Origin of the sequence: uncultured Aquimarina sp., assembly GCF_947492405.1 — a bacterium.
GTDB lineage: Bacteria > Bacteroidota > Bacteroidia > Flavobacteriales > Flavobacteriaceae > Aquimarina.
Genome location: NZ_CANLMP010000004.1, coordinates 431,851 through 446,258 on the forward strand (window position 1 = coordinate 431,851; position 14,408 = coordinate 446,258).

At 33.2% G+C, this 14,408-nt stretch carries 8 protein-coding genes; 6 read left to right on the forward strand and 2 right to left on the reverse strand.

The features are described from left to right. Window positions 1–15 precede the first annotated feature (15 nt). Window positions 16–1,062: a UDP-glucose--hexose-1-phosphate uridylyltransferase gene (locus Q0829_RS16550; RefSeq protein ID WP_298545203.1), complete on the reverse strand. Its 1,047-nt coding sequence runs from the start codon at window positions 1,060–1,062 to the stop codon at window positions 16–18. Further along, window positions 1,043–2,203 carry a galactokinase gene (galK, locus tag Q0829_RS16555; protein WP_298545206.1) on the reverse strand — a complete coding sequence of 387 codons (1,161 nt, stop codon included), beginning with the start codon at window positions 2,201–2,203 and terminating at the stop codon, window positions 1,043–1,045. The genes Q0829_RS16550 and galK overlap by 20 nt, the downstream gene beginning before the upstream one ends. 167 nt (window positions 2,204–2,370) lie before the next feature. On the opposite strand from galK, the gene Q0829_RS16560 reads away from it, so the two are divergent. The 6 genes from Q0829_RS16560 (at window position 2,371) to Q0829_RS16585 (ending at window position 14,343) form a co-directional block, all read left to right on the forward strand. Further along, complete coding sequence (locus Q0829_RS16560) at window positions 2,371–3,057, forward strand: NUDIX domain-containing protein (protein ID WP_298545208.1); 687 nt, start codon at window positions 2,371–2,373, stop codon at window positions 3,055–3,057. Between the two features lie 43 nt (window positions 3,058–3,100). Next, window positions 3,101–4,117, forward strand: coding sequence for a GntR family transcriptional regulator (locus Q0829_RS16565; protein ID WP_298545210.1), 1,017 nt, complete (start codon window positions 3,101–3,103; stop codon window positions 4,115–4,117). 280 nt (window positions 4,118–4,397) lie between these two features. Next, complete coding sequence (locus Q0829_RS16570; RefSeq protein WP_298545212.1) at window positions 4,398–7,469, forward strand: TonB-dependent receptor; 3,072 nt, start codon at window positions 4,398–4,400, stop codon at window positions 7,467–7,469. A gap of 21 nt (window positions 7,470–7,490) precedes the next feature. Next, window positions 7,491–9,080: a RagB/SusD family nutrient uptake outer membrane protein gene (locus tag Q0829_RS16575; RefSeq protein ID WP_298545215.1), complete on the forward strand. Its 1,590-nt coding sequence runs from the start codon at window positions 7,491–7,493 to the stop codon at window positions 9,078–9,080. 106 nt (window positions 9,081–9,186) lie between these two features. Then, on the forward strand, window positions 9,187–12,546 hold the full coding sequence (locus tag Q0829_RS16580; protein WP_298545218.1) for a VCBS repeat-containing protein: 3,360 nt from the start codon (window positions 9,187–9,189) through the stop codon (window positions 12,544–12,546). A 30-nt stretch (window positions 12,547–12,576) separates the two neighbouring features. Further along, window positions 12,577–14,343 (forward strand): glycoside hydrolase family 36 protein, encoded by a 1,767-nt coding sequence (locus tag Q0829_RS16585; RefSeq protein ID WP_298545219.1) that lies wholly within the window; start codon window positions 12,577–12,579, stop codon window positions 14,341–14,343. Window positions 14,344–14,408: the final 65 nt, after the last annotated feature.

Genomic DNA, 14,408 nt, shown 5'->3' on the forward strand with positions numbered 1-14,408 from the left:
TTATTAGAATCTAATCTATAACTGTAAAGAGTAATGTTCTATTGGCTGCTCTTTAATTGTCTTAGCGGCTTGCTCTGCAGTAACATCACGCTGAGGATTTGCAAACATTTCATACCCTACCATAAACTTTTTTATACTCGATGATCTAAGTAACGGAGGATAGAATGCCATATGCATTTGCCACTCCTCGTGGTTTAAACCATCTGTTGGAGCCTGGTGTATTCCCGCGGAATAAGGAAATGAGGTTTTAAAAATATTATCATATTTTGTAGTTAATTGTTTTATAATCTCCGCATAACTAACCACCTCTTCTTTAGTTAATTGATCTATACGCTGAATATTTCTTTTGGGTATAATCATTGTTTCATAGGGCCAGATTGCCCAATATGGAACCAATGCTACAAAATGATTATTTTCTATTAAAATTCTTTCTTTATGCTCTAACTCTTGATCTAAATACGTCAACAAAAGTGATTTTTTATGTGTATCCCAATATTCTTTCTGCCGTATTGTTTTCTTTTTAACCTCTTCTGGTATCGATTTTTGAGCCCATATTTGTCCGTGAGGATGTGGGTTACTACACCCCATAATTGCTCCTTTATTCTCAAATATTTGCACGTAATTTATGTCCTTCATACTTCCCAAAACACTAAATTCATGTTTCCATAGTTCGATTACTGATGCTATTTCCTCTACTTTCATGATAGGGAGTGTCAACCCGTGATTAGGTGAAAAACAAACTACTTTACATATACCTATTTCTGCTTCTGCTCGAAGTAATCCTATCTCAACCTTTTCATTAGGAACCTCAGACAATAATGCTGAAAAATCATTAATAAATGAAAATGGTTTTTTATAATTGGGATTGACATCGCCACTAGCTCTTTTATTTCCAGGACATAAGTAGCACTCTTGATCATAGGATATATTAGAAATCTTAGAAATCTCTTCTGTTTTTCCTTGCCATGGCCTTTTGGTTCTATGAGGTGATACTAACACCCATTTTCCTGTTAAGATATTAAATCTTCTATGCGGGTTTTGATTAATGCTTTTTTGTTCCATTGGTTCGTATTATTGTTCCATGACTCGGAACTGTTACAAAAGAGGTTAACTCTATATCAAATTCTTTTCTATATGCTTCTTTGACATTTATAATATAATCATTAACGTGATCAGCATGTATTAAATTAATGGTGCACCCTCCAAAACCACCGCCCATCATTCTGGAACCAACAATCTCATTGTAATTTTCAGAAAAATCTACCAAAAAATCTAATTCAGGGCAACTTACCTCATACAAATGCTGCAACCCTCTATGGGACTGATACATTAATTTCCCAAAACCTTGTACATCTTCTTTTTCTAGTAATTCTGAGGCCTGAAGCACTCGATTATTTTCTTCAATTACATAATAGGCTCTCCTATAAAGAACATCAGTAAGTTTGTTTCTAAACTCATCTAACATACTTTTAGTTACTTCTCTAAGGGATTTGACTTTATTATATGTTTTAGAAATTATTTCTTTTACCTTCTCACACTCTTCACGACGCGTGTTATATTCACTTGATGCCAGATTATGTGAGACATTCGTATTAAGTAATAAAATTTTATACGGTTCAAAATTCGCCCCAATTAATCGATAATGTTTTGATCTACAATCCAGAAGAATAACTTTCTTATCCTCACTCATCACAGATGCAAATTGATCCATAATCCCGCACTTGGTTCCCACATAGTTATGTTCTGCACGTTGTGAAAGCTCAACAAGTTCTATTTTAGAAAGGTTAAGATTAAATAGTTCATTAAGACCATAAGCTAACCCGCATTCTAGAGCGGCAGAAGAACTAATTCCAGCACCAATTGGTAATTGGCTCTCAATAATACAATCAAAACCTTTTACACCATTCGAAATTTTAGAGATTTCACTAAGTACCCCTAGTATATAATTCTCCCATTCTTCTTTACTTGGTTTCAGTTCAGATAGATTTACATCAAGCATTTTATCGTAAGATGAACTATAAATTTTACACTCGTGCTCAGAGTCATTTTTCTGAAAAGAGAATACTATTTTTTTATCTATGGCAGTTGGCAGTACAAATCCATTGTTATAATCGGTATGCTCGCCAATAAAATTAATTCTTCCTGGAGAGTGAACAACCAATTCTGACTTAAAGCCTTTTACAAAACTCTTATGTATTGCCATTTTTTTTAATATAATATGATGAATAAGTCTGAAGCAAACACCTATTTTAATTCTGAAAACGAAACAAATATAATAAATGTATTTTTTACATTTATTGTTAATGCTGTATTTTTTACTAATTTGCAGCTAAATCCATTTCTGGATAATAAAATCTGTTAAATAATAACATGAACTCGTACCAAGAAAAAGATAAATTTTATGTTGCCGTTGATTGTATCATTTTTGGGTTTGAAGACGGAAAACTAAAGTTATTAGTTTTTAATCGAAAAATAAATCCTTTCAAGAACTCATTATCTCTTATCGGAAGTTTTGTGAAAATCGGAGAAAGCGTTTCTGATGCCTCAAAAAGGATTCTAAAAGAATCTACTGGCCTTCAAAATGTGTACATGAAAGAATTAAAAACCTATAGTTCTGTAGATAGAGACCCTGGATTCCGTTGTGTATCAATTGCTCAATATGCCTTAATACGTATTAATGAATATATAAAAAACACGGTTAAAGAAAATCAAGCTACATGGTTTGACATCGATATCATCCCAAAATTAATTCTAGATCACAATCTTATGGTATCCGATGCTTTACAGAGAATTAAAGAAGTTGCAAGATATAAGCCTATTGGTTTTGAACTTTTACCGGAAAAATTTACGATACCTCAACTACAAGCATTGTATGAGGCTATTTATAGAAAATCATTAGATCCTAGAAATTTTCGTAAAAAAATACTTTCTTTTGATGTAATCATCAAACTTGAAGAAAAAGATAAAAGCAGTTCTAAAAAAGGTGCTTATCTATATAAATTTGACCGTACCCGATATCAAAAACTACAAGAATCAGGATATAATTTTGAAATCTAGTATTTAAGCTTAAATTTATAAATCTTAGAATTCACAATTATATATGTCATCGTTACTTCAAAAAATATACGACCTTCAGGATATAAATTCGTTATCGAAGCACGAGCAAATTGTTAACGGGATTATAAGTGCAATTGATTCTGGAGTTTTAAAAGTAGGAGATAAACTACCTTCTATTAACGAAATGGTAGCAGAAGTAGGATATGCCAGAAAAACTTTTGTAAAAGCATATACCGAATTAAAAGAACGTGGACTGGTAGAATCCAAAAATCTTAAAGGATATTATATTATTAGTGAAGAAACCAATGTGAAACTAAAGGTGGCATTGATTTTATTTGCATTCCATAGTTTTCAGGAAGATTTTTACAATACTTTCAGAAAAGAACTTGGTAAAAAATACCATATTGATATTTTCTTTCACCACAATAACCTTACTTTACTTAAGACAATAATAGACAATATATCCCGTAAATACGGCATGTATGTTATAGCGCCAATCCAAGAAAAAGAAGTTTCATCTATGATGAAACAAATATCCTCTGACCGACTATTAATTGTAGACCGGTATTTAAAAATGCCTAAAGATTATTCTTATATTTCTCAAGAATTTGAGGAAGTAACCTATCAAAAACTGGTAGAGCTTACCACCCAAATAAAAAAATATAAAAGATTTGTATTGTTCTTTAAGAAATACTCTGATTTCCCTCCTGGAATTCTACATGCTTTTAACCGTTACATATCAGATTACGACATTAATGGTGAAGTAGTAGATAGTTATGAACCTAATACATTGACAAAAAGTACTGCATATTTTTCCATTAGTGACACGCAACTTTGGAAGGTTCTAAAAGATGCCCGAAAGATGGAATATAGAATTGGATCAGATATAGGTATTTTGGCTCATGATGATAATATTATAAAAGAAATTGCCTTTGGTGGTATAACGACAATTTCTACTGATTTCGCATATATTGCAAAAAAAGCAGCTCATTTTGTTAAAGAAGGAAAATCTATTCAAGAAATAGTTCCTACTTATCTCCGACAACGTAATTCTCTATAGATATTTTTCTCTTTTAGATGCTACAAATTGATATCATCTAAATCACTCTTTTTTTTCTGCACAAAACTAGGTTACACACTTATTGGCAGCAAAGGAACACTATTGAATATTCTTATTTATTTGATTAATTAATTACACATATTTCAAAAAATTATGATTTTATTTCTTGAAATCAAAATAAATATTTTATTTTTGCTTAGTAGCATAGAGTATCATAGCATAATTAAATACTCTTATCTAACTTCAACTCAGAAAAGAACTATTAACAAACACAAATCATATGAAGCGAAAAATATTTAATCGTGTCATGATGTTACTCATTGGCCTAACAACCACCATGGCTAGCGCACAACAAACTGTTTCGGGAACGGTAAACGAACCTAATGGTCCCTTGCCCGGAGTTAACATCTTAGTAAAAGGGACTGATAATGGTACCACTACAGATTTCGATGGTAGGTATACCTTAAATAACGTAGCCGATAATGCTATTTTAATATTTAGTTATGTAGGCTTTATAACTGCAGAAATACCGACAAATGGTCGAACTACTATAGATATAACACTTGAGGAAGATGCTGCAGCATTAGATGAAATAGTTATTGTAGGGTATGGTTCACAATCTAAGAGAGATGTTACCGGTGCTATATCCCAGATAAAGACTGAAGATATTGCACAAGTAGTTACAGCAAACCCAACCTCAGCTTTACAAGGTAAACTTGCAGGAGTTCAGGTAGAAACAGCAGGTGGGGCACCGGGTAGTCCCGCAAATGTTTTTGTACGTGGGGTAAGTTCTTTAACTAATTCTTTCCCTCTATACGTAGTTGACGGTGCTATTTCTGATAATATAAATTTCTTGAATGCAAAAGACATTGTAAACCTTCAAGTATTAAAAGATGCAACATCCGCAGCAATATATGGTTCTCGTGCTGCAAATGGAGTAATTATAGTTACTACCAATAGAGGTAAACAAAACTCTTCTCCTACTGTAAATATTGATATACGAAGTGGAGTTAATACACAACCGAAAAAACTTGATTTACTTAATGGCTCAGAGTATGTCGCATTTCTAAACCAACGTAGAATTAATGATGGTCTTGCTGGAAACATTCCTGATCCAGGAATTGACACAGATTTCCAAGATTTAAGTATAAACTCAGGTACAATTCAAGATTATGGATTTAATATATCTGGTGGTGGTGAAAACTCAAAATACTTTTTTAGTGCTAACTATTACGATGAAGAAGGACTATTAATCAGTGAAGAATTCAACCGTAAAAATATACGTCTAAATAGTGAATTTAAAATAGGAAAGCTTAAAATCCAGGAATCTTTTGGGTTTTCTGAAAATCGATTTACACGTAATAACGCTTTTGGAAACCAAGGAGGCACTGTTCCTATTATTCGTCCTTTTGCTCCTGAAAATGAAGGAGGATTTGAAGCTATTAATGATCCCATTTTTGGAATTGGAGGAACTAACAAATTTGCAAATGCACAATTAGTTAATGATCAAAATACAGAACGTAATTTTCTAGGAAATATGAATTTTTCTTATGAAATTATTCAAGGGCTTACCGCTAAACTCAATATAGGGACCGAATACACTAATTTTTATAGAAATACATTTCAACCCACATTCTTTCAAAGTAATATAGATAGTGAAACAAATGCAAATCCACTCAACGATCTTACTGAAGTAAGGGGAGAACGCTATGCCACAAATGTCGAACCTACTCTTAATTATAAAAAAAGCTTTGGAGAACATAATTTTGATGTTCTCATAGGAGGTGCTCGCCAAGATATTACCACAAATACGCTTGCCATTTATGCAGAAGGACTTCCTAGTAATAACATAACCAATATAGCGCAGTTTACCGATAATATTATAAATTCAGGTGGAGGACGTTTTGACAACAAACTTTTCTCAACTTTTGGACGTGTAAACTACAATTACAAGCAAAAATATTTGTTTACCGCTATAGTACGCCGTGATAAGACCTCTCTTTTTGCAGATGGATTTAATACCGGTACATTTCCTTCTTTTTCTGTCGGATGGGTAATCAGTGACGAAAGTTTTTTTAATCAAGATGGACTATTTAATTCACTAAAACTTAGAGCTGGATATGGAGAATTAGGATCTCAAAATGTTGATCCTTTTTCAAATCAATCCGTAGTAGAACCCAATTCACCCATCACTGTTGGTGGTGCTTCAGGTCAGATTCCGGGATTTGCCATTACAAGCTTAGTGGATCCTACACTAAGTTTTGAAACATCAAAAACCATTAATTTTGGTGTAGACACTTCATTATTAGACAATAATTTAAAGCTAAGTTTAGATTATTTTAACAGAGATAACGAAGATGTGATTCAAGCTGTCGCTATTCCAGATTCTAATGGATCTGTAAACCCTGTATTTCAAAATGCTTCATCTATTAATAATAAAGGTTTTGAATTTGAAGCAGCTTACACCTATGATAAAGGTGGTGATCTGACCTTCAATGTAGGGTTTAATATTTCTGCCATCCAAAATGAATTAACAGATTCTCCAAACCCAATTGTAGGTCCTTCATATAATGAAGAAGGATTAAGAGCCAATCGTTTTGAAGTTGGACAACCTTTAGGATTTTTCTTTGGATTTAGGACAGATGGAATCTATAATGATCAAGCAGAAATCGACAACGATCCTTTTCTGGCTAATGACCCAGATCGAAGAGCATTGCTACAACCGGGAGATTTTAGAAGAGTAGATATTAATAATGATGGTAGAATAAATGACGAAGATCAGACTTCTTTAGGTGATCCAACACCAGATTTCACATATGGTCTCAACTTTTCTGTAAATTATAAAAACTGGGATCTTGGTGCCTTTTTTAATGGAGTTCAAGGAAACGAAATTTATAATGTTACCAAATTCTTTGGGTATTTCTTCTTAGATGATAACAAATTTGGAATTGTAAGAGATGCATATACGCCAGAGAATCCAAATACTAATCTTCCTCGTGTAACAACACAAGATACTGCTGGAAATCAGCTTCCATCAGATTTCTTTGTAGAAGACGGTTCTTTTTTCCGTCTAAAAACACTAGAAATAGGATATAACTTTAATGATTTTATAGGAAAAGAATGGGTCTCTAATGCTAGATTATTTGCAAATGTTCAGAATGTATTTACTATTACAAATTATTCTGGATATGACCCTGAAATAGGATCCAACAATAGTGGATTAGGAACTAATCGCGGTTTCTTTGGTTTTACTCCATTAACTAGTGCTGATTCTGTTTTTGACAGAGGACTTGATGTAAGATCGCAACCTAGGCCTCGTACCTTTATGATTGGGATACAAATGTCATTTTAAAAACACACAAAAGAATACGATATGAAAACAATTAAAAAACTATTTCCTTTTATAACGCTATTACTTTTTCTAGTAATGTATTATAGCTGTAATGAAGAAGACCTTAATATTTCGAATCCAAATAATGTAGCAGAACCTGAATTCTTCCAAACGGAAAACGACTTTAGACTTGCTGTAAATGGTATGTATCATCCTATAACTGCTGTTTTATTTTGGGGACGAGTTATCCATACTGGTGCTATGTTGCGATCAGACGCCTACAACGTAATTCCGTTCCAACAAAATACGACAATGTCTACTTTAGAAGGACAGCCTGGCATCTCTAGATGGGCAGTAGACTTATATCCTCAATTATATCAATCTATCGCTAGAGCTAATAAAATTATTGAAGAAGATGCAGAAAACGGAGTGCTATCAGGAGAAGTTCAAAATGAAATTTTAGGACAAGCACATTTTCAACGTGCATTCTGTAATTGGTATTTACTAAATCTTTTTGGAACTGCTCCACTTGTTATGCAAACACCGAACACTGAAAACCCAGAAGAGTTTTTCCCTTCTAACGCCACACCGGCAATGTTTAACGAAGCGATCATAGCAGATCTGACAGAGGCTGTGAACAGACTTCCGCAATCTTGGGGGTCAAACGACGTAGGACGTCCTACCAGAGGGTCAGCACTTGCATTACGAGGAAAAACCTATTTATATATGGAAGACTGGGCAAATGCTGTTACGGATTTTACAGAAGTAACTACACTGGGGTATTCCTTACTTCCTTCTGAAAATTATAGGAATAATTTTTCATCTAATTCGTCTTTAGAAAATAATACAGAATCTGTATACGAACTACAATATGTAGAACAAGATAATTTTGTTTGGGGAGCAGACTCGCCACTTACAGGATCTCAATCCAATTGGTACATTGATTACTCTCCTCCACATATCAGCCTAGATCAAGGACATGTCATAAATCCACATATTCTTCAAGTTTTTGAAGATAACGGAGATATGGTAAGAAGAAATGCGACCATTGCCTTTGATTATCCTGGAGCTACGGGATACGGAGGAGCTCCGTTTGCAGAAGATTTCGCTCCAAGTATAGAAACAGCAGAAAACCTAGGAGTTCCAGCTCTATTTTCTAGGAAATATGCAGGTTTAGATGAGGGTTTATCTAGCTCAGAAATTCCTGGTTTTGGACATACATTAGGAACTAACTGGAGAATCATTCGGTATGCTGACGTATTATTAATGTTAGCCGAAGCTCTTAATGAAAATGGCGCCACGCCAAATGCTATACCATTCATCAATCAAGTTAGAGAACGTGCACAGATTTCGCTATTACCTAATACATTATCCAAAGAAGAAGTAGAACAAGCTATTATAGATGAACGAGTTATGGAATTAACCGGTGAAGGGCATCGATTTTTCGATTTAGTACGTTGGGAATTAGCAGATGATATATTAGGCCCTGGCTCTACTGTAGCAGGAGGGCGTCATCCTAAATCTCTTGCAGGACCAGCAGCTGTATTTACTACTGGACAAGATGAACTTTTATGGATTCCATTACCAGAATTACAGGCCAACCCTAACTTAGATCAGAATGATGGATACTAAACGTATAGTATAAGTAATTGTTTGATTGTAATATTTAGTTGTTTTAGTCAACCAAGCAAACTAAGGGGAAAGTTTGCTTGGTTTTGAAAATTTTATAACACTTTTTTTGAAAAAAAATCTAATTCATATCGCTCTAATTCTATTACTTTTTGGTTGCAAAAAACAACCATCAGAAGATTTTTTATTTACACTAGTTCCCTCTTCGCATAGTGGCGTCGCTTTTCAAAATACTATTATTGAAAATGACTCTATCAATGTTATTGACTTTCAATATTGTTATAACGGCGGAGGTGTTGGCATTGGTGATTTCAACAATGATAATTTACCTGACATAGTTTTTACTGCAAATCAAACATCTAGCAAATTGTACTTAAATCAGGGTGATCTGAAATTTCAAGATATTTCTGCCAAATCACATTTCCAAACCGATTCTTGGATTACCGGAGTAAGTATTATAGACATAAACACAGATGGATTAGATGATATTTACCTTAATGTTGGTGGAGCTCACTGTGACAATGATTGTAACAATTTGTTGTTCATAAACAAGGGACTAAATGAAAAAGGCATCCCCTATTTTGAAGAACAAGCCTCAATTTACGGACTAGACGATGGAAACTACAGTCAACAAACTGTTTTTTTTGACTATGATCTGGATGGTGATTTAGACGCATATATTGTCCATAACGGAAATACAAATAAAGACAGGAACACCCCTATTCCGAAAAAATACCAACCCAAACATTTATCAGATTATTTGTTAGAAAACAAAACTATAGAAGATACAAATCAAATATACTTCACCAATGTATCTGATAGTTTAGGAATCATTCATAAAGGATTCGGATTAGGAATTGCCATTAATGATTTTAATAATGATAATTTACCTGATATATACATCAGTAATGATTTTATAACCAATGATTTAATGTATATAAACAAAGGGATTGATACTATGGGCGTTCATCTTGGATTTGACGAAATCAATCAAAAAGTTTTATCTAAACAAACATACAATGCGATGGGGGTTGATGTGGCAGATATCAACAACGATATATTACCGGACATTATGGTTGTAGATATGCTACCTAATAATTATGAGAGACAAAAGAAAATGCTGGGCTCTAATAACTATGATAAATATTTATTATCACAAAGAAATGGATATACACCTCAATACGTCCACAATACACTTCAAATTCATAATGGGTTTATAAAAGATCAAATGCTTCCAGCTTCAGAAATTGGATTTGCTTCAGGTATAGCCAGTACAGATTGGAGTTGGGCTCCATTAATTGGAGATTATGATAATGATGGTAATAAAGACATCTATATTACTAATGGCTACGTAAAAGACATTACCGATCTGGATTTTATCAACTACTCAGAATACAACAACATCTTTGGAACTCCTTCTGCTAGAAAAGAGAAATTTAAAAGTCTTGTCGAACAACTTCCGGGAATTCATCTTCCTAATGTAATTTATAAAAATAATGGAAAGACTCGATTTACTGATGTTTCTTCTCATTGGACAGGGAGTCAAAAATCTTACTCTAATGGCTCTGCCTATGCTGATTTAGATCTTGATGGAGATTTGGATTTGATTGTAAACAATATCAATAGTCCGGCATTTATTTTAGAAAATCACACTTCAGAAAAAGATAAAAAGTTTTTGAGAATACAGCTAAAAGGGACTTACAAAAATAAAAATGGAATCGGAGCGAAAATTACTTTATGGGAAAGCGGCAGTAAACAAACTCAATATCAATCTATAGTTAAAGGGTATTTATCATCTGTAGAACCAATTATCCATTTCGGCGTTCACTCAGAAAGAGTAGATTCGTTAGAAGTGATATGGCCAGATGGAAATATTAGCACAAAAAAAATTGTATCAACGAACCAATGTTTAACCATTAACTATTCGGTCTCTCCAAACAAGGATAGAAAAAAAGAGACTGAATTAATTTTAGAAAAAGAGCACACTTCGTTTTCTTACCTACATAAAGAAAACTATTCAAATGATTACATACAACAATCATTACTAAGTCATCAGTTTAATGCTCTAGGTCCTTGTATTACAAAAGGAGACATTGACAATCAAAACGGCGACGAGATTTTTATAGGAGGTAGTAAAAATGTTCCAGGCACTCTTTTTGCCGAAGACGTGAATGGAGTTTATAGACCTATTCAAAAATTAGATATGAAATATGAAGATACTGCCTCATTGTTTATTGACATCGATCAAGATGGAGATAAGGATTTATATATCGGAAGCGGAGGAAGTGATGCAGGAAATAGCAAAGAACTATTAAAAGACAGAATATATATTAACGATGGTAAAGGGCACTTTTCTGTATCAAATAACAAAGTTCTTTCTAAAATTAAAACAAATACCACTTGTGTCGTTGCTAATGATGTAGATAATAATGGATCACAAAATATTTTCATTGGTGGTGGTGTTTTACCTGGTAAGTATCCTCTTCACACACCAAGTTATATACTAAATAATCAACAAGGTAATTTATCTCTAAATGATAAAATTTCCTTCTCTAAACCTGGTATCGTTACTGATGCGAGCTGGGCAGATATTAATAATGACAAAACAAAAGAACTAATTGTCGTAGGACAGTGGATGCCTATTTCCATCTATAATATCAATGAAAACGGTGCAAAAGAAATCCCTGTACAATGGCAAGATACAAATGGAAAAAAAATAAAAATGTCTGGTTGGTGGAATAGTATAACACTAGCAGATTTCGATAATGATGGTGATCAGGATATAATTGCTGGTAATCAAGGAACCAATGGATATATACAGCCAATGTTTGAACAAGCAGTATATATTTACAAAAAGGATTTTGATAATAACGGAAGTATCGACCCTGTATTAGCTCAGTATTTCGAAACAGCTGATGGATTATCTCTTCAACCTATCCATACTCGAGATGACATTATGAAACAATTAGTGGGCTTAAAAAAACGATACCCTACCTATAACGAATTTGCCAAAGTCAACTTTGAAGAATTATTAAATATCAAGAATTTAGACGAAGAAACTCTTAGTGCTTATATATTTCAATCAATTTACGCAGAGAATTTAGGAAACAACATTTTTAAAGTATCCTATTTACCTCAAGTTTGTCAACGATCCCCTATCAATGATTTTCTTATAAAAGATATAGACCAAGATGGTTTTAAAGATGTTTTGATCGTGGGTAATAATTATTCCGCAGAAGCCAATTACGGCAGGCATGATGCGATGATAGGAATATACCTAAAAGGATCAAAAAAAGGTTTTATTCCAGTAGAAAATAACAAAAGTGGTTTTTTGGTTGCCAAGCAATCCAATCATATCATTTCTGTCCAAAAGAAAAATAAAGAAACATTAGTTCTTGCCCCACAAAACAATGACAGTATCGTGGTACATCGTATAATCAAAAAAAGAAATGTTTTAGCAAAAGACTGATTTTGCAAAACATTAAAGGATAAAAAACACATGAAAGAAGTAGTTACTCACAATATAGAGGTAATACAGAAGTCCAAGGATTTTCAAGTTGATATAACCCTACTTGAAGAACAAAATGGAGTTACTATATATAATATTAATTTTTCATCTGAAACTAAATTTCTACCACAACAAGTGACTTTTAAATGGAAAATTCCTGTTATTAATGTAAAAGGAGTTTGGAAACCTACAACAGACTTTGCAAAAAGAATCATGGATGATTGGGAACTGGACCATATGGAATCCAGAATTTCTGTTGATTCTCCTGTTATTTCTTTATTTGGTCATGATGATCATAACATAATTACCTTTGCATGTTCTGATGCGATAAACACCAAAAAACTAAATGCATTATATCGAGAAGAAGATAATTGCATTTATTGTCATATTTCATTCTTTACAGAAAGATATCATGTAATTACAGATTATAACGCACAACTAAGAATTGATCAAAGTCATCAACCTTTTTCGGAATCTTTAAAAAACGTAGGAAAATGGTGGGAGAGTTTTGAAAATCTAACTCCAGCAATGGTACCTGATTTAGCAAAAGTCCCAGTATATTCTACATGGTATCAGTTTCATCAAAAACTAGACATAGAAAACCTTATTGAAGAATGTAAAATTGCCTCTACATTAGGATATGAATTGATTATTCTTGATGATGGTTGGCAAACCAATGACGAAAACAGAGGATATGATTATACAGGTGACTGGTATCCTGAAAGAATTCCTGAAATGAAAAATTTTGTCAGCAGAATTCACGCAACAGGAATGAAACTAGCTTTATGGTATTCTGTTCCTTTCTGTGGCAAAAAATCAAAAGCCTATAAAAAATTCAAAGGAAAATTTCTTACAGAAGAACATCGTTGGGCTCCTGTATTTGACCCTAGGTATCCTGAAGTAAGAGAATATCTGGTAAGCTTATATGTAAATGCATTAAAAACCTGGAAAATTGATGGTTTTAAACTGGATTTTATCGATGAATTTAAAGTGTATCCCAGCACCAAACTAACTAAAGAAGAAGGAAGGGACTTTTCCTCAGTAAATCTGGCAGTTGATCGATTGATGACAGATATTATGAGTTCGTTACACGCCATCAATCCAGAGGTTGTTATCGAATTTCGTCAAAAATATACAGGTCCGGCCATGCGCAAATATGGTAATATGTTTAGAGCATTTGACTGCCCAGGTGATTCTACGATGAATAGAGTACGTATTGTCGATATAAAAATGCTTTGTAGAGAAACTGCTGTACACAGTGATATGTTTACGTATCATGAACAAGAACCGTTAGAAATAAAAGCGTTACAATTAGTGAATACTTTATTTGGAGTGCCTCAACTTTCTATTTTACTCCAGAAAGCAACACCAGATGAGTTATCCATGATTCATTTTTACACTCATTATTGGAGAAATCAGTCCGATATCTTCTTAAAAGGAAAATTTACACCACAAAAACCCTTAGCAAACTATCCAGTACTTAAATCTTCTTTAGGGAAACATACAATCATTGGGTTATTTGATAATTACATAATCGATTTCCAAGAAAAAACCAATAGAGTTGATATCATCAATGGTCAGCTAAACACTAAGATCATATTAAGCAGTGATCAAAATTATGGAGCATATCACTGTATTACCTATGACTGTACTGGAAAAAAAGTAGATGAGTACGACATAATGATTCTCATAGGTGCCATTCAGATAAAAGTCCCCGTTTGCGGATTAATTATATTAGAAAAGAACACTGATACCTAAGTACACTAGTTAAAAATAATCAATAAAAATGATCATACTCAGTATAAAAAATAATACAAACGATT

Excerpts from the sequence above, each read along its gene's own strand:
- Q0829_RS16565 (WP_298545210.1), top strand. The coding sequence starts at position 3,101 with ATGTCATCGTTACTTCAAAAAATATACGACCTTCAGGATATAAATTCG.
- Q0829_RS16585 (WP_298545219.1), top strand. The coding sequence starts at position 12,577 with ATGAAAGAAGTAGTTACTCACAATATAGAGGTAATACAGAAGTCCAAG.
- Q0829_RS16550 (WP_298545203.1), bottom strand. The coding sequence starts at position 1,062 with ATGGAACAAAAAAGCATTAATCAAAACCCGCATAGAAGATTTAATATC.
- Q0829_RS16570 (WP_298545212.1), top strand. The coding sequence starts at position 4,398 with ATGAAGCGAAAAATATTTAATCGTGTCATGATGTTACTCATTGGCCTA.
- galK (WP_298545206.1), bottom strand. The coding sequence starts at position 2,203 with ATGGCAATACATAAGAGTTTTGTAAAAGGCTTTAAGTCAGAATTGGTT.
- Q0829_RS16560 (WP_298545208.1), top strand. The coding sequence starts at position 2,371 with ATGAACTCGTACCAAGAAAAAGATAAATTTTATGTTGCCGTTGATTGT.
- Q0829_RS16575 (WP_298545215.1), top strand. The coding sequence starts at position 7,491 with ATGAAAACAATTAAAAAACTATTTCCTTTTATAACGCTATTACTTTTT.